Source organism: Sphingobium sp. MI1205, from assembly GCF_001563285.1.
Classification (GTDB): Bacteria; Pseudomonadota; Alphaproteobacteria; order Sphingomonadales; family Sphingomonadaceae; genus Sphingobium.
The window spans coordinates 197,453-214,363 of the sequence record NZ_CP005188.1 but is presented as its reverse complement, the minus strand read 5'-3'; the positions used below and the strand labels follow the sequence as shown (position 1 = coordinate 214,363).

11 protein-coding genes are annotated in these 16,911 nt (G+C 65.1%); 9 read left to right on the top strand and 2 right to left on the bottom strand.

Features of this window, described 5'->3' with window-relative positions; translation table 11 throughout:
- Position 1: 1 nt before the first annotated feature.
- Genes K663_RS01045 through K663_RS01035 form a run of 3 tightly spaced genes read left to right on the top strand, consistent with a single transcriptional unit; the run spans position 2 to position 3,162 of the window.
- Positions 2–871 carry an SMP-30/gluconolactonase/LRE family protein gene (locus K663_RS01045; RefSeq protein ID WP_062113044.1) on the top strand — a complete coding sequence of 290 codons (870 nt, stop codon included), beginning with the start codon at positions 2–4 and terminating at the stop codon, positions 869–871.
- 21 nt (positions 872–892) lie between these two features.
- A complete protein-coding gene (locus K663_RS01040; RefSeq protein WP_062113041.1) occupies positions 893–2,302 on the top strand; it encodes a sugar porter family MFS transporter in 1,410 nt (469 codons plus the stop codon).
- A gap of 32 nt (positions 2,303–2,334) precedes the next feature.
- Entirely contained in the window at positions 2,335–3,162 is an 828-nt protein-coding gene (locus K663_RS01035) for an aldose 1-epimerase (protein WP_235589477.1), read from the top strand.
- 10 nt (positions 3,163–3,172) lie between these two features.
- Here the strand turns inward: K663_RS01035 and K663_RS01030 are convergent, their stop codons facing one another.
- Positions 3,173–4,237, bottom strand: coding sequence for a LacI family DNA-binding transcriptional regulator (locus tag K663_RS01030; protein ID WP_062113037.1), 1,065 nt, complete (start codon positions 4,235–4,237; stop codon positions 3,173–3,175).
- A gap of 142 nt (positions 4,238–4,379) precedes the next feature.
- Complete coding sequence (locus K663_RS01025) at positions 4,380–6,533, bottom strand: alpha-glucuronidase family glycosyl hydrolase (protein ID WP_062113022.1); 2,154 nt, start codon at positions 6,531–6,533, stop codon at positions 4,380–4,382.
- 106 nt (positions 6,534–6,639) lie between these two features.
- Here K663_RS01025 and K663_RS01020 point away from each other — a divergent pair, with 106 nt between their 5' ends.
- The 6 genes from K663_RS01020 to K663_RS00995 all read left to right on the top strand — a co-directional run bounded on the left by K663_RS01020 (position 6,640) and on the right by K663_RS00995 (position 16,874).
- Entirely contained in the window at positions 6,640–9,051 is a 2,412-nt protein-coding gene (locus K663_RS01020) for a glycoside hydrolase family 3 N-terminal domain-containing protein (protein WP_201026659.1), read from the top strand.
- Positions 9,051–11,423, top strand: coding sequence for a glycoside hydrolase family 3 N-terminal domain-containing protein (locus tag K663_RS01015; protein WP_145902302.1), 2,373 nt, complete (start codon positions 9,051–9,053; stop codon positions 11,421–11,423). The genes K663_RS01020 and K663_RS01015 overlap by 1 nt, the downstream gene beginning before the upstream one ends.
- A 13-nt stretch (positions 11,424–11,436) precedes the next feature.
- Entirely contained in the window at positions 11,437–12,648 is a 1,212-nt protein-coding gene (gene manD, locus K663_RS01010; protein WP_062113016.1) for a D-mannonate dehydratase ManD, read from the top strand.
- A 61-nt stretch (positions 12,649–12,709) separates the two neighbouring features.
- Positions 12,710–13,999 carry an MFS transporter gene (locus tag K663_RS01005; protein WP_062113013.1) on the top strand — a complete coding sequence of 430 codons (1,290 nt, stop codon included), beginning with the start codon at positions 12,710–12,712 and terminating at the stop codon, positions 13,997–13,999.
- Positions 13,996–15,408 (top strand): glucuronate isomerase, encoded by a 1,413-nt coding sequence (gene uxaC, locus K663_RS01000; RefSeq protein ID WP_062113010.1) that lies wholly within the window; start codon positions 13,996–13,998, stop codon positions 15,406–15,408. Before K663_RS01005 ends, uxaC begins: the two co-directional genes overlap by 4 nt.
- On the top strand, positions 15,405–16,874 hold the full coding sequence (locus K663_RS00995; protein WP_062113007.1) for a mannitol dehydrogenase family protein: 1,470 nt from the start codon (positions 15,405–15,407) through the stop codon (positions 16,872–16,874). The genes uxaC and K663_RS00995 overlap by 4 nt, the downstream gene beginning before the upstream one ends.
- Positions 16,875–16,911 lie beyond the last annotated feature (37 nt).

Sequence of the window (16,911 nt, the reverse complement as noted above, 5' to 3'; positions counted from 1 at the left end):
GATGGTGCACGCGCCGCAATCGGTTCTGAGTCTGGGTGCCGTCCTGGGGGAAGGACCCGTGTGGGTCGAACGGGATCGAGCGTTATGGTTCGTCGATATCAAAGCTCAGCTGATCCATCGCTATGACCCGGAGATGGAAATATCGCGCAGCTGGCCGGCCCCTGCACCCGTCGGATGGATCGTACCCGCAATCGCAGGCGATTTCATCCTGGGCCTTAAGACCGGGCTGCACCGCTTCGATCCCGCGACCGGGCAGTTCGCCCTGCTTCACGATCCCGAGGCCGACCAGCCGGGCAACCGCCTGAACGACGCCACCGTCGATCGCGAGGGACGCATCTGGTTTGGCTCCATGGACGACGACGAGCTTCTGGCCAGTGGCCGCATCTACCGGACGGATGGCGGCCTGTCGCGCGACATGGGCGTCGCGCCGGTGTCGATCACGAATGGGCCCGCGCTCTCGCCTGACGGCACGGTCCTCTATCATGTCGACACGCTGGGCCGCACGATCTGGAAAAGCCGGATCGACGAGGCGGGACTTGTAGAGACGGCGCCCTTCGCGCGGATCGAGGAAGGAGCGGGTTATCCCGACGGGCCGACGATCGATGCGGAGGGGTGCTTGTGGATCGGCCTTTTCGGTGGCTGGGGTGTGCGGCGCTACGACCCCGCCGGCGCGATGATGACGCACATCGCCTTTCCGGTCGCTAACGTCACGAAGATTGCTTTTGGTGGCGACGATCTGGCGACCGCCTATGCCACTACCGCGCGCAAGGGATTGACCGACGCAATGCTGCGCGAGCAGCAACAGGCAGGCGACCTGTTTGCGTTTGATCCAGGCGTAAGCGGGCTTCTTGGCCACTACGCCGAACTATAAAGTCGAAGAGAGGATATTGGGATGCGCGAGGGGAACATCGAAAGGGTCAACATGGCGTTTATTGCCGCCATCGTTGCCGTGGCGACGATCGGCGGGTTCATGTTCGGCTATGATTCAGGCGTCATCAACGGCACGCAGGACGGGTTGGAACATGCGTTCGACCTTTCGAAGCTGGGGACGGGCCTGAACGTCGGCGCCATTCTGATCGGCTGCGCCGTCGGCGCATTCCTGGCTGGCCGGCTGGCGGACGTGCTCGGCCGGCGAACGGTGATGATGATCGCCGCGCTCCTGTTCGTGGCCAGCGCCCTTGCGGCCGGAGCAGCGACCTCCTCTCTGTTGTTCATCGCCGCGAGACTGGTTGGAGGGCTGGGCGTAGGCGCGGCGAGCGTATTGTCGCCCGTCTATATCAGCGAGGTCACGCCGGCAGCCATTCGCGGCCGCTTGTCGTCGATCCAGCAGATCATGATCATCACTGGCCTGACCGGGGCGTTCGTGGCGAATTATGTGCTCGCCCATGCGGCCGGAGGATCGATGGCGACGCTGTGGCTCGACCTGCCGGCCTGGCGCTGGATGTTCTGGATGCAGGTCATCCCCGCGGGCATCTATTTCCTCGCGCTGCTCTTCATCCCGGAAAGTCCCCGTTACCTGATGGCGCGCGGCCGGGAGAATGATGCGCGCAAGGTGCTGACGCGGCTGTTCGGCGCCGCCGAAGCGGACCGCAAGGTCGCCGAGATCGGCGCGAGCCTGGCGGTGGATCATCACCGCCCCCGATTTTCCGATCTGATCGACAAGACCAGCGGCAAGCTGCGCCCGGTGGTGTGGACCGGCATCGGCCTGGCCGTTTTCCAGCAACTGGTCGGCATCAACATCGTCTTCTATTATGGCGCGGTCCTGTGGCAGTCGGTGGGTTTCAGCGAGAATGACGCGCTGTTGATCAACATCCTGTCGGGTTCGCTGTCGATCATGGCGTGCGTGGCGACCGTGTTCCTGATCGATCGCGTCGGTCGAAAGCCCCTGCTCCTCATCGGATCGGCGGGCATGGCGATTACGCTGGCGGTTGTCGCGATCTGTTTTTCGACCGGGTCTTTCGTCGACGGCAGCCTGCGCCTGTCGGACAATACCGGCGTGGTGGCGCTGCTTGCGGCCAATCTCTACGTCGTGTTTTTCAATCTCAGCTGGGGTCCGGTCATGTGGGTCATGCTGGGCGAAATGTTCCCCAACCAGATTCGCGGATCGGGGCTGGCGGTGGCCGGCTTCGCGCAGTGGACCGCCAACTTCCTGGTGTCGGTCAGCTTTCCCGCGCTCGCGGCCGGGATCGGCCTGCCGGTTACATATGGGTTCTACGCGCTGGCGGCCTTCGCGTCCTTCTTCTTCGTTCGGGCCATGGTCCGCGAGACCAAGGGACGCGAGCTTGAGGATATGGTCGGCTGAACATCGTACGTCTTGCCGCAGGCGATGCGGAAGTGTCGCTCGCGCCCGACCGGGGTGGCGCGCTCCTCGCATGGCGGATCGGCGGTGAGGACATGCTGCGTCCCGCACCGGTCGATGCGCGCGATCCGCTGGCCATGGCGAGCTTTCCGCTGGTGCCCTATGCCAACAGGGTCGCAAATGGCCGTTTCGCCTTTGGCGGCCGCAACTATTGTCTGCCGCGCAATTTCGGGGATCATCCCCACAGCCTGCACGGTCTGGGCTGGCTGTCGCGCTGGGAGGTGCAGGCCGCGGGACCGGATAGCGCGACGCTGTGCCACGATCATCCGGGAAGTGACGCCTGGCCATGGCCCTACAGCGCGACGCAGCGGATCGAACTGACCGGCAGAGGGCTGACGATCAGTCTTGTCCTGCGGAACGACGCGACCGGGACGGCTCCGGTCGGTCTGGGCTTCCACCCCTATTTCCCGATCAGTCGGGCAAGTTTTCTGCAATTCGAGGCGGCGGGGCTCTGGTTATCCGAGCCGCCGGATCATCTGCCGCTGGCGCTTGCACCGGCCGATGGGCTTGGCGACTGGTCCACCGGAGCAGCCGCGAAGGGGACCAGCCTGATCGACCATTATTATGCGGGATGGGACGGCGTCGCCATCCTCAGCGATCACGCCCGGCGGCGGCTGACCCTTACCGCCACGGGCGCGCGCGGTCTGCATGTCTATCGCCCGCCGGACGCCGGTTTTCTCTGCCTTGAGCCGGTGAGCCACATGCCCGACGTGATCAACCGGCCGGACGGCATGGACGAACTGGAGCCGGGTCAGTCACGCATGCTGACGATGAGCATCGCTCTGAGCGTGGACGAAGATTAGGCGAGATTTGTCAGGTTTTGCGCGGGCGCCGGCGCGGCGCGGCGTCCGATTGGCGGCGGATCAGCGCATAGTCGAGCAGGATGTGGCTGGGCGGCCCGTCCTTTTCCATCTTGCCACCCCTGATCTCGCGCACCAGCAGGTCGACCGCCGCGCGCGACATGTCGCTGATCGGCTGGCGTATGGTCGTCAGTTCCGGCCAGATGGTCGTCGCCAGCGGGGTATCGTCGAAGCCGCACACGGTCAGGTCGCCGGGCACGTCCAGCCCGCGCCGGTGTGCTATGGCGACGGTCGCGGCGGCCATGTCGTCGTTACTGGCGAAGATCGCGCTGGGCGGTTCGGGCAGGTCCAGTATCTGTTCCGCCGCATCCAGGCCCGATCGATAGCTGAACAGCCCCTGTGCCACTAGTTGATCATCCACCGCGATCCCCGCTTCCGTCAGGGCGCGAACATAGCCCTTGTAGCGGCGCTCGCTCGCGCTTTGATCGGGATTGCCGCGAATGAAGCCGATTCGCACGTGGCCGAGCGCGATCAGATGTCGCGTCATCGCATAGGCCGCGTCCTCGTCATCGATGCTGACCGCCGACATGCGCTTGGGCGTGCGACCGGTGGCGACGGCGACGGCGGGGATCATCGCGGCAGCGAGCGCACGGAGCATTTCCAGCGAATCGCATAGGGGCGGCGGCAGGATGACGCCGTTGATCCGGCCGCGCACCAGGTGGTTCACCACATTCTTGACCGACATATCCTCGCCGAATTTCTCGACGACCAGGTGCACGTTGCTGCGGCTTGCCTGGTCCAGGCTGCCCATCAGGAATTCGCTGAGATAGGAGGAGGACGGGTTGCTGTAGAGCAGGCCGATTCGCATCTCCTCGCCGCCCGCCAGGCTGCGCGCGGCGGCGCTCGGCGCATAGTTGAGCGCCTCGATCGCGCTTTTGACTTTTTCGCGGGTCTCCGCCTTCACGACATGTTCGCTGTTGATGACCCGCGACACCGTCATGGGCGACACGCCGGCATGCCGGGCGACATCATTTATGGTCGGCGCGTTGCGTTGCCGCCGCGACGTCCTGTTATCCATTAAGAACTCTCGTCACTCTGCGCATAATCGACCTTGACCACCGTTCGAACGGGTTAGCGGCAATGGTGACGAAAGCTAAGGGGAAAAGCGGCAAAAATGTTCTTCCCCGGTCTTTGCTGCCAGCATCAACCTGCGCAGCCGGTCAGGGGTTGCCCGGCGCATAGGGAAAGCTCTGCTCCTTGTACCATTCAAGGGAGTGTGGGGGGGCGGCCGAGCCGGGGGGAAGCGGGCGTTTGGCGATCGACTGGAAATAGGCGACGCACGCATCCCGCCACCAGCGGGCCTCGCGCCTCTGGATCGTCAGGAACGTCTCCGTCTTGGCGAACCGCGCGGGATCGACAAAGGGGCGCAGCCCCTGCCATGTGGCCATCATGTCTTCGACGGCGGCAACCCCCGCGTCATAGCGCCGCACCAGACTGTTCCACAGCGTATCGCCCGATGCGAGCCGGCTGTCCCAGCCGACATGATGAAACCATAGCAGTTCGCGCTCGGGCGTCGTCACGGGGTCGGCCAGCCGCCGGGCGACCGGCGGCGCGTATTGCGCGATGGCATTGCTGCCGGTGGCGGTCCGGTCGAACCCGATGCCGCTGCTGTCGGCGCGATGATAATAAACCGGATTCCATTCCGGCCGCGCCAGATCCGCCACCCAGGGCGCAGGTCCGTAATGATGGCCGGTGCCCATCATGTGCGCCAGGCCGAGCGGCGTCATATAATCGACCGCCGCCTCGCGCGATCCCATCATCATGCCGACGACGGGATCGACGAAGCGCGGATCGGCGGTAAAGGTCTGCATCGCCCACTCCCGGGCGACTGCTTCGGCTGATGCGTCGGGATCCCAGGCGAAGCGGCCGAAGGCATACCAGTCGGCCTGATTGAAGATCGATCCGCTCCAGTCACGATCCGTACCGATATTGGCGACACCCGCCATGCCGGTCAGACGATGACCGTCGAGCGATCCGTCGACGATCTTCGCCACGGTCGACCCCTTGCCCTTGGCGAAGGTGTCGCTTTGCAGTGTCTCCTGGAACAGCGGGCCGAGATAGGTCAGATGGGTGGACTGACCCAGATATTCCTTGGTGATCTGGAATTCCATCATCAGTGGCGTGGCGGGCATCGCGCCGAACAGGGGGTGAAAGGGCTCACGCGGTTGGAAGTCGATCGCTCCATTCTTCACCTGGACCAGCACATTGTCGGCGAATTTCCCGTCGAGCGGCTTGAAGTCCGAATATGCCTGCTTGGCGCGGTCGTCGGGATTGTCCTGCGCATAGACGAAGGCGCGCCACATCACGATGCCGCCATGCGGCTTTACGACGGCGGCGAGCATATTCGCGCCGTCGGCATGGGTGCGCTTATAATCCTGCGGACCGGGTTGGCCTTCGCTGTTCGCTTTCACCAGAAAGCCCCCGAAATCGGGGATCGCGCGATAGATTTCGTCGGCCTTGGCCCTCCACCAGGCTGCAACCTCCGGCGCGAGCGGATCGGCAGTCTTCAGTCCGTCCAGTTCCATCGGCGCAGTCCAGCGCGCCGACAGATAGACCTTGATCCCATAGGGGCGGAACAGATCGGCCAGCGCTGCGGCCTTGGCGATATAGGGCGCGGTCAGGCTGTCCGACTGAGCGTTCACGTTGTTGAGGACCGTACCATTGATCCCGATCGACGCATTGGCGCGCGCATAATCGGTATAGCGGGGCTCCTTCCAATCGGGTAGCCGCCACCAGTCCCAGATCGACGAACCGGCATAGCCGCGCTCCACCATGCCATCCAGATTGTCCCAGTGGTTGAGCAGGCGCAGTCCGACGCGCGGCAGGCTGCGCACGGCGAGCCTGTCCAGCGCCTGCCCGGTCTGGGCCAGGCGCAGGAAATGATAGACGCCGTACAGCAGGCCCTGGTCGGTTTGCGCGGCGATGACGGTGACCGCCTGACCGCGGACGCCGAGACTACGGATGACGAATCCCTCGGTGCCCAGGCCATCGAGCTGCAGGGGCAGTTTGGCCAGGCCAAGCGAATCGGCGGGAGTCGCGAGCCAGATGGCACCGTCCCGAGGTGCCGTCTCCATGGTTGGCGCGCGCCCGACAAGGCCAGTGATGCCCCGGACCAACTCGTCGCGCGCTAGCAGGGCGGTCGGCGAGCGCCCCGGCGCGACGATCGCTCGGCTATGTTTCGAGAGCCCCGCGAGCGCGCTTCCCTGCGCCTTTGGATAACGCAGCCACAGATCATAGCCGTCCTCGGCCCGCACGCCCGGCGCCAATAGCGTCAGGACCAGCGCAATCATGCAGCAATAAAGGCGCAACGCCATTCTTCACTCTCCCGATATCGGCTTTGTCGATGCCGGTCGAAGGGCATTGACAAGCCATTATGGCATGCGCAATGGTAACGCTATCAATTGAGCGACGGCAAGCCAAATGTCGCCTTGTCACGAAGAGAGGGGTGTCCTGTTGCGATCCCATAAGATTTTAAGCGCCGCTTCGGTCCTTGCCCTGCTGGCGGCAGCGCCGGTCAGTCCGCTGCTGGGGGCGCCCGCGGCCAAGTCCGCCCTCGCGAAAGCGCCCTACAAGGACGCGTCGCTCCCGATCGAGACGCGAGTCGACGACCTGCTGGCGCGGATGACGCTGGAGGAGAAGGTCGCGCAGATCACGACCGTGTGGGAAGGCAAGGTCGCGATCTTCGACGACAAGCTCCAGCTCGATCCCGCCAAGCTGCGATCGAAATTCCCCAATGGCCTCGGCCACTTTGCGCGCCCTTCCGATGCCAAGGGCGCCGTCAGTCCCCGTGTCGCGCCGGGACGCGATGCGCGCCAGACGATCGCGCTGGTCAACGCGCTGCAGCGCTGGGCGACGACCGAGACCCGGCTCGGAATTCCCATCCTTTTCCATGAGGAGGGGTTGCATGGCTACGCCGCCGTCGGCGCGACCAGCTTTCCCCAGTCGATTGCCATGGCATCGTCCTTCGACCCCGACATGGTGCGCGACGTCAACAAGGTGATCGCGCGCGAAGTCCGCTCCCGCGGCGTCAGTCTGGTGCTTTCGCCGGTGGTGGACATCGCCCGGGACCCGCGCTGGGGCCGGATCGAGGAAACCTATGGCGAGGATCCCTATCTTGTCGGTGAGATGGGCGTCGCGGCGGTCGAGGGGCTGCAGGGCAAGGGGCGTTCACGCCTGCTGCGTCCCGACCATGTGTTCGCCACGCTCAAGCACCTGACCGGTCATGGCCAGCCTGAAAGCGGGACCAATGTCGGCCCGGCGCCGATCTCCGAACGCGAACTGCGTGAGAACTTCTTCCCACCCTTCGAGCAGGTCGTGAAGCGCACCGGCATCGAAGCGGTGATGGCGAGCTACAATGAAATCGACGGCGTGCCGAGCCACGCAAGCCGCTGGCTGCTACACGATGTGCTGCGCGGCGAATGGGGGTTTCGCGGCGCGGTGGTCAGCGACTATTCGGCGATCGACCAGCTCAAGAGCATCCATCACATCACCGACGATCTGGAGGGCGCTGCCAAGCGCGCGCTCGATGCGGGCGTAGACGCGGATCTGCCCGACGGCCTGTCCTATGCGGCGCTCACCAAGGCGGTGCGGGAAGGACGCGTGAACGAGGCGCAGGTCGATCAGGCCGTGCGCCGGATGCTGGAGCTCAAGTTCCGCGCCGGTCTTTTCGAACACCCCTATGCCGATGCCGCACAATCCGTCGCGATCACCAACAACGCGGAGGCGCGCGCACTCGCACTGAAGGCTGCGCAGCGGTCGATCACGCTGCTCAAGAATGACGGCATGCTCCCGCTCAAAGCCGAAGGCACGATCGGCGTGTTCGGCCCCAGCGCCGCGGTTGCGCGGTTGGGCGGCTATTATGGACAGCCCCCGCACACCGTCTCGATCCTCGACGGAATCAAGGCCAAGGTCGGCAACCGCGCGACGATCGTCTTCGCGCAGGGCGTCAAAATCACCGAAAATGACGACTGGTGGGCGGACAGCGTTACCAAGTCCGATCCGGCGGAAAATCGCAAGCTGATCGCGCAGGCGGTGGAAGCGGCGAAGGGCGTCGATCGCATCGTTCTGACGCTGGGCGATACCGAGCAGTCGAGCCGCGAAGGCTGGGCCGACAATCATCTGGGCGACCGACCCAGCCTCGACCTGGTGGGCGAGCAGCAGGAGCTGTTCGACGCGCTGAAGGCATTGGGCAAGCCGATGACGGTCGTGCTCATCAATGGCCGTCCGGCATCCACGGTCAAGATTTCGGAACAGGCGGACGCGCTGGTCGAGGGTTGGTATCTCGGAGAGCAGGGCGGCAACGCTATGGCCGACGTGCTGTTCGGCGACGTCAATCCGGGCGGCAAGCTGCCGGTGACGATTGCCCGCTCGGTCGGCCAGTTACCAATGTTCTACAACTACAAGCCAAGCGCCCGGCGCGGCTATCTGTTCGATACGACGGCGCCGCTTTATCCCTTCGGTTACGGCCTCAGCTATACGAGTTTCGAGCTTTCGCCGCCACGGCTTTCGGCTGCGCAAGTGGGGCCGGGCGGCACTGTCACGGTGTCGGTCGATGTCCGCAATACCGGCGCGCGCCTGGGCGACGAAACCGTGCAGCTCTACATTCGCGACAAGGTGAGCTCGGTCACGCGGCCGGTGAAGGAACTGAAGGGCTTCGAGCGCGTCACGCTGAAGCCCGGCGAAAGCCGCACGGTGCAGTTCGCCGTCGGACCCCAAAGCCTGCAGATGTGGAACGACCGCATGGAGCGCGTCGTTGAGCCGGGCGAGTTCGAGATCATGACCGGCAACAGCTCGGTCGATCTCAAGTCGACGACGCTGAGGGTCACGCCGTGATCGGAACCGCGCTTCCCCGTCGGCACGTCCTAGGCCTGCTCGCGACGACATCGCTGGTGGGCGCCGCGCCTGCCATCGCGCGCACGAGCAAGCCGCTTTACAAGGACGCTTCCGCGCCCATCGACCTGCGCGTGCGGGACCTCATGGGGCGGATGACCCTCGAAGAAAAGGTCGGCCAGATCATCGCGCTCTGGGCGACCAAGGCCGAGATCATGGACGATCTCACCTTCTCCCCGGCCAAGGCCAGCGCCGCCTATCCCGCGAGCTTCGGTCAGATCACGCGGCCCTCGGACCGGCGTGGTGCACCTAACGGTTCGACCCAGGCGGGCGGCGTCGGTGCGCGCTGGCGTACCCCGGCTGACACCGTCGCCTTCGTCAACGCCGTCCAGAAATGGGCGGTCGAAGAAACGCGGCTCGGCATTCCCGTGCTGTTCCATGAGGAATCGCTGCACGGCTATATGGCGACCGACGCCACCATGTTCCCCATGGCCATCGGTCTTGCCGGCAGTTTCGACCGCCAACTGATGCAGGACGTGCAGTCTGTCATTGCGCGCGAGGTTCGCGCACGCGGCGTCCACCTGGCGCTCTCGCCCGTCGTCGACATCGCGCGCGATCCGCGCTGGGGGCGTATCGAGGAGACGTTCGGCGAGGACCCCTATCTATGCGGGGAGATGGGTGTGGCCGCCGTTCTCGGCCTGCAGGGCGAAGGCAAGGAGATCGGCCCCGGCAAGGTGATGGCGACGCTCAAGCACATGACCGGCCACGGCCAGCCCGAAAGCGGTGAGAACATTGCCCCGGCGCCGATCTCGCAGCGCGAACTGCGCGAGAATTTCTTTCCGCCTTTCCGCGCCGTCGTCAGGCGCACCGGCATCGCGGCGGTGATGCCCAGCTACAACGAGATCGACGGTGTCCCGAGCCATATGAGCCATTGGCTGCTGCACGATATCTTGCGCGGCGAATGGGATTTCGATGGCGCGGTCGTCAGCGACTATGGCGCGGTCCCCGAACTCGATACCATTCACCATGTCCAGCCTGATCTCCAGGCCGCTGCGCGGGCTGCGCTGCGGGCGGGAGTGGATTGCGAGCTGCCCGATGGCCTGGCCTATCGGACACTCGTAGAACAGGTCCGCGCGGGCACCGTCCCCCTCGAGGCTGTCGACACCGCCTGCACACGGATGTTGACTCTCAAGTTCCGCGCGGGCCTGTTCGAAAATCCCTGGCCGCAGAAAGATTATGACCGGCTGACCGGTAATGCGGAGGCGCGGGCGCTCGCGCTCAAGGCCGCGCAACGGTCGATCGCCCTGCTCAAGAATGACGGCACTCTGCCGCTCAAGGCGGGCGCGCAGGGGAAGGTGGCGGTGATCGGTCCCAACGCGGCCGTGGCGCGCCTGGGCGGCTATTCCAGCACGCCCCGTCAGACAGTTTCACTGCTCGAAGGGGTGCAGGCCAAGCTCAAGGGCAAGGCCGAGGTGGTGCATGCGCAAGGCGTGTTCATCACGCAGAGCGAGGACCGTTCGGTCGATGAGGTGTTTCTGGCCGATCCGGCGAAGAACCGGCAGCTGATCGCCGAGGCCGTAGACGTCGCGAAGACCGCCGATATCGTCATCCTGGCCATCGGCGATACCGAGCAGACCAGCCGCGAGGGCTTCGCCGTCAACCATCTCGGCGACCGCACCAGCCTCGATCTCGTCGGCGAACAGAACGACCTGTTCGCGGCGATCAAGGCGACCGGGAAACCCGTCGTCGTTTGCGCGATCAACGGGCGCCCACCCAGCTATCTCTCCGTCGTCGAAGGAGCCAACGCGCTGCTCGAATGCTGGTATCCGGGGCAGGAGGGCGGCACTGCCATGGCCGACATCCTGTTCGGTGACGTCAATCCGGGCGCCAAGCTGCCGGTGACCGTCGCCCGCGACGCGGGGCAGATTCCCGTCTTCTACAACCGCAAGCCGTCGGCGCGGCGGGGCTATGTCTTCGAGGACATTGAGCCGCTGTTCCCCTTCGGCTTCGGGCTCAGCTACACGCGGTTCGAAATCGGCGCGCCGCGCCTGTCGGCTCCGCGCATCGGTGTCGGGGGCGAGGTCATTGTCGAAGTCGATGTCCGCAATATGGGCGAACGCGCCGGCGACGAAGTGGTGCAGCTCTATGTCCACGATCGCGTCGCTTCGGTCACGCGGCCGATCAAGGAACTGAAGGGCTTCGAGCGGGTGACGCTGGCGCCCGGCGAAAGCCGCACCGTGCGGTTCACCCTGGGACCGGACGCCTTCGCGCTCTGGAACCTCGATATGCAGGAAGTGGTCGAGCCGGGGCAGTTCGACATCATGGTCGGCCCCGATAGCCAAACGCTCCAATCCGTCACGCTCGAAATTGTCTGAATAAGGATCGCCCATGCCCATCATCACCGGCGCCAAGGTCATCGTCACATGTCCGGGCCGCAACTTCGTCACGCTGAAGATCGAGACCGACGAGGGCTTTACGGGCCTTGGCGACGCGACACTCAACGGGCGTGAACTGTCGGTTGCGAGCTACCTCACCGATCATGTCATCCCCTGCCTGATCGGCAAGGATGCGCACCGGATCGAGGACATCTGGCAATATCTCTACAAGGGCGCCTATTGGCGGCGTGGTCCCGTCACGATGACCGCGATCGCCGCCGTCGACATGGCGCTGTGGGACATCAAGGGCAAGGTCGCGGGCCTGCCGGTCTACCAGCTCCTGGGGGGCGCGAGCCGCGAGGGCGTGATGGTCTATGGCCATGCCAACGGCACGACGATCGAGGACACCGTCAAGGTCGCGCTCGAATATCAGGCGCAGGGGTACAAGGCGATCCGGCTGCAATGTGGCGTGCCGGGCATGGCGTCGACCTATGGCGTATCGAAGGACAAATATTTCTACGAACCTGCCGACGCGGACCTGCCGACCGAGAATGTCTGGAACACACCCAAATATCTTCGCGTCGTGCCCGAGTTGTTCAAGGCGGCGCGCGAGGCGCTGGGTTGGGACGTGCACTTGCTGCACGATATCCACCATCGCCTGACGCCGATCGAAGCGGGGCGGCTGGGCAAGGATCTGGAGCTCTATCGCCCCTTCTGGCTGGAGGATGCCACTCCTGCCGAGAACCAGGAGGCGTTCAAGCTGATCCGCCAGCACACGACGGCGCCGCTGGCCGTGGGGGAGATCTTCAATTCGATCTGGGACGCCAAGGACCTGATCCAGAACCAGCTGATCGACTATATCCGCGCGACGGTGGTCCACGCCGGCGGCATCACCCATCTGCGCCGGATCGCGGCGCTGGCGGACCTCTATCAGGTGCGCACCGGCTGCCACGGCGCGACCGACCTGTCGCCCGTGTGCATGGCGGCGGCACTGCATTTCGACCTGTCGGTGCCGAATTTCGGTATCCAGGAATATATGCGGCACACGGCCGAGACCGACGCCGTCTTCCCGCACGCCTACTCCTTCGCGAACGGCGAGATGCATCCGGGCGACAAGCCGGGCCTGGGCGTCGAGCTGGATGAGGAACTGGCCGCAAAGTTTGAATATTCCCGCGCCTTCCTGCCGGTGAACCGGCTGGAGGACGGGACGATGTTTAACTGGTGACAAACCCCAACCCGCGTGCCCGCCTTTGCGGGGATGACGGAATTCGAGACGGGAGAGGGCGATGAACGCCGAAATATCGCCCAAACCATCCGGCCGTATCCGCTGGATCGTCTGCGCGCTGATCTTCACCGCCGTGGTGCTGAGTTATGTCGACCGGCTCGTGCTGTCGGTGCTCAAGCCGTCCTTGCAGCAGGAATATGGCTGGACCGAGCCCGGCTATGCCGACGTCGCCTTCTGGTTTCAGGCGGCCTACGGCATCGGCTACCTGCTGTTCGGGCGGTTCATTGACAAGGTCGGGGCGAAGGTCGGCTATGCCGTAGCTGTCGGCGTGTGGACACTTGGCCACTTCGCGCAGACTCTGGTGACATCGACCATGGGGTTCGCGATCGCGCGGTTGCCATTGGCTTTGGGTGAGAGTGGCACTTTCCCCGCCGCGATCGCCGCGGCTGCCGAATGGTTTCCCAAGCGTGAGCGGGCGCTGGCCATAGGCATCTTCAACGCCGGGGGTAATATCGGCGCGCTGGTGACGCCGCTGATCGTGCCGGTGATCGTGCTGGCCATGGGCTGGCGCGCGGCCTTCTGGATCACCGGCGCGGTCAACATCATCTGGCTGGTCGTATGGATCGCCTTTTACCGTCGGCCGCGCGAGCATCCGATGGCCACGGCGGAGGAAGTCGCCTATATCGAAAGCGATCCACCGATCGAGCAAAAGCCGATCCCCTATCGCGCGCTGTTCCGGCTGAAACAGACCTGGGCCTATATCATCGGCCGTTTCCTGATCGATCCTGTCTGGTGGATGTTTCTGTTCTGGCTGCCGGACTTCTTTTCGCGTCGTTACGGTGTCGATCTGAAGGGTTTCGGCCCGCCGCTGATCGCGGTTTATCTACTTGCCGACGTCGGATCGATCGCTGGCGGTTATGCCTCGTCCAGGATGCTGGGGCTAGGCTTTTCGGCCAATCGCGCGCGCAAGCTCGCCATGCTGGGATGCGCGCTTCTGGCGGTGCCGGTCGCCTTTGCCCAGCAGGCGCCCAGCCTCTGGATCGCTGTGCTGCTGATCGGACTAGCGTGCGCAGGGCATCAGGGCTTTTCTTCCAATATCTTCGCCATGCCTGCCGACCTGTTCCCGCGCTGGGCGCAGGGTTCGATCATTGGTCTTGGCGGTTTCGCTGGCGCTGCGGGCGGCATGCTGATGGCCAAATATGCGGGTTATGTTCTCGACAGCGTGGGCAGCTACACGCCGATCTTCGCCTTCTGCGGGATCGCCTATCTGCTGGCGCTCGCCGTCTATCATTTCATCAATCCGACTTACGCGCCGGTCTCCACCGAAGGCCTGGCGAAGGACGCTGCATGAAACCGCTGACACTCCATCCCGACCGGCTATTCCCCGCCGATCCGCGTAGCCGTGACATCGCGCGGGCTCTCTATGCGACGGTCAAGGACCTGCCCATCGTCAGCCCGCACGGGCACACCGATCCGCGCTGGTTCGCCTATGACCAGCCCTTCGCCAATCCGGCGGAACTGTTGATCGTCCCCGATCACTATGTCTTCCGCATGCTGATGAGCCAGGGCGTGACGCTGGACCAGCTCGGCGTTCCCACGGTCGACGGCAGCCCGGTCGAAGCCGATCCGCGCGCCATCTGGCGGCGCTTCGCCGAGCGCTATCATCTGTTCCGGGGGACGCCGTCCCGGATGTGGCTGGATTGGGTTTTCGCCGAGGCCTTCGGGATCGACGTCCGGCTTGAGGCGGAAACCGCCGATCATTATTACGACATCATCGATGCTGCGCTGAAGACGCCCGCCTTCCGCCCGCGCGCGCTGTTCGAACGCTATAATATCGAACTGATCGCGACGACCGAAGGCCCGCTCGATCCGCTCGATCACCATCGCGTCATTCGCGAGAGCGGCTGGAAGGGACGGGTGGTCACGGCCTATCGTCCCGACCCCGTCATGGATCCGGAGACGCCCGGTTTCGCCGATAATGTCCGCGCCTTCTGTGCGATGGCGGGCGAGGATGCGGGCAGCTTCACGGGTTACCTGCGCGCCCATGAGAAGCGCCGCGCCGATTTCCGTGAAGCGGGCGCGACATCGACCGACCATGGCCATCCCAGCGCCTTCACCGCCGACCTTCCGCCGGCGGAGATCGAGGCGCTCTACGCCAAGGTAGTGGCGGGACCGGTGACGGCGGCGGAAGCCGAGCTGTTCCGTGGCCATATGCTGACCGAAATGGCGCGCATGTCGACCGAGGACGGCATGGTGATGCAGCTGCATCCCGACGTCTATCGCAGCCATAACCGCCAGGTGCTGGCGCGCTTCGGACGGGACAAGGGCGGCGACATTCCGCTTCCCGGCGAGTTCGTCCGCGCGCTGAAGCCCTTGCTCGACCGTTTCGGCAACGACCCGCGCCTGACCCTGATCCTCTTCACGCTGGACGAGGATGTCTATTCGCGCGAACTGGCGCCGCTTGCGGGCCATTATCCGGCCCTCAAGCTGGGGCCGCCCTGGTGGTTCCACGACAGCCCCGAAGGCATGCGCCGGTTCCGCGAGCGGGCCACCGAGACCGGCGGCTTCTACAACACCGTCGGCTTCAACGACGACACCCGCGCCTTCCTGTCGATCCCGGCGCGGCACGATGTCGCGCGGCGCATGGATTGCGCGTGGCTGGCGCAACTCGTCGCCGAGCATCGGCTGGAGGAAGACGAAGCCTTTGAACTGGCGCGCGCTCTTTCCTATGATCTCGTCAAGGCGGCCTACAAGCTGTGAGCCGCCTGTCCTCTGCGACGATCGACGGATTGCCCGGCGATGTCCTGCGCCCGGCCTATGACCGGGCCGCTGTCAAGCGCGGCGTCGTTCACCTGGGCATCGGCGCCTTCCATCGCGCGCATCAGGCGGTGTTCTTCGACGATGCCCTAAACTGCGGCGACCTACGCTGGGGGATCACCGCCGCTTCGCTGCGGTCGCCTGCCGTGCGCGACCAAATGGCGCCGCAGGACGGTCTCTACACGCTGGTCGTCCGCGACGGGCGCGCCGAGCAGGCAAGGATCATCGGCGCCGTGCAGGACGTGATCGTCGCCCCCGAAGCGCCGCGAGACCTGCTCGCCGCCCTTGCGCATGCCGATACGCATATCGTCACTCTAACCGTCACCGAGAAAGGCTACAAGCTCGACCCGGCGACCGGCGCCCTGATCGAAGGCGACCCGCAACTGGCGGCGGACCTTGCCAGCCTTGATGCGCCTCAGACCGCGCCGGGCTATCTGGTCGCCGCGCTGGCCATGCGCCGTGCGGCCGGCCAAGCGCCCTTCACGGCCATTTCCTGCGATAACCTGCCGTACAACGGCGCGCGCCTGCGCGACGCGGTGACCGGCCTGGCGCGGCGCCACGATCCGGCGCTCGCGGACTGGATCGCGGCACGGGGCGCGTTCCCGCAGACCATGGTCGACCGCATCGTTCCCGCCACGACCGATGCCGACATTGCCGCTCTTGCCGCACGGATTGGGGTGGAGGATCGCGCGATGGTCAAGACCGAGCCGTTCCTGCAATGGGTGATCGAGGATGATTTCTGCGGTCCCCGGCCGGACTTTGGACCGGGCGTGCATCTGACTGCGGATGTCGCGCCGTGGGAAGAGGCGAAGCTGCGCCTGCTCAACGGCGCGCATAGCGGCATCGCCTATCTGGGTGGCCTCGCCGGCATCGACCATGTGCATGAAGTGTTGGCGCTGCCGCAGGCGCGCGCCTTCGTCGAGGCGCTGTGGGATGAGAGCGAGACGACGCTGAACCCGCCGCCGGAACTGGACATCGCCGCCTATCGCCGCGCCCTGATCGGCCGGTTCGACAATCCGACATTGCAGCACCGCACGCGCCAGATCGCGATGGACGGATCGCAGAAGCTGCCGCAGCGCCTGCTGGCTCCTATCGCCGCGCGGCTGGAGGCGGGGCACGGGATCGACGCGCTGTCGCTGGCGGTCGCCGCCTGGATCCGCTGGCAGGCGGGCCGGGATGATGTCGGCGGCACGCATCTGGTCGACGATCCGCTGGCGGGGCCGATCGCGACCTGCCTGGCCGACGCGAACAGCGCGGGCGAGCGGGTGGACGCGATATTGGGCTTTGATCCCGTCATGCGGCCCGCGTTGCGCGGCAATGTCGTCTTCCGCGCGGCGCTGCTGCGCTGGCTAGATCTGCTGGAGACCCAGGGTGTCCGCGCCGCGATGCATATCCTGGCGCGGCGATGACGAGGATCGGTCTCGCCGGTTCCGGTGGCAGCAAAGT

What these genes read in the sequence shown, in the direction of transcription:
- K663_RS01045 (WP_062113044.1), top strand. Translation starts at nt 2, where the DNA reads ATGGTGCACGCGCCGCAATCGGTTCTGAGTCTGGGTGCCGTCCTGGGG.
- K663_RS01040 (WP_062113041.1), top strand. Translation starts at nt 893, where the DNA reads ATGCGCGAGGGGAACATCGAAAGGGTCAACATGGCGTTTATTGCCGCC.
- K663_RS01030 (WP_062113037.1), bottom strand. Translation starts at nt 4,237, where the DNA reads ATGGATAACAGGACGTCGCGGCGGCAACGCAACGCGCCGACCATAAAT.
- K663_RS01025 (WP_062113022.1), bottom strand. Translation starts at nt 6,533, where the DNA reads ATGGCGTTGCGCCTTTATTGCTGCATGATTGCGCTGGTCCTGACGCTA.
- K663_RS01020 (WP_201026659.1), top strand. Translation starts at nt 6,640, where the DNA reads ATGTCGCCTTGTCACGAAGAGAGGGGTGTCCTGTTGCGATCCCATAAG.
- manD (WP_062113016.1), top strand. Translation starts at nt 11,437, where the DNA reads ATGCCCATCATCACCGGCGCCAAGGTCATCGTCACATGTCCGGGCCGC.
- K663_RS01005 (WP_062113013.1), top strand. Translation starts at nt 12,710, where the DNA reads ATGAACGCCGAAATATCGCCCAAACCATCCGGCCGTATCCGCTGGATC.
- uxaC (WP_062113010.1), top strand. Translation starts at nt 13,996, where the DNA reads ATGAAACCGCTGACACTCCATCCCGACCGGCTATTCCCCGCCGATCCG.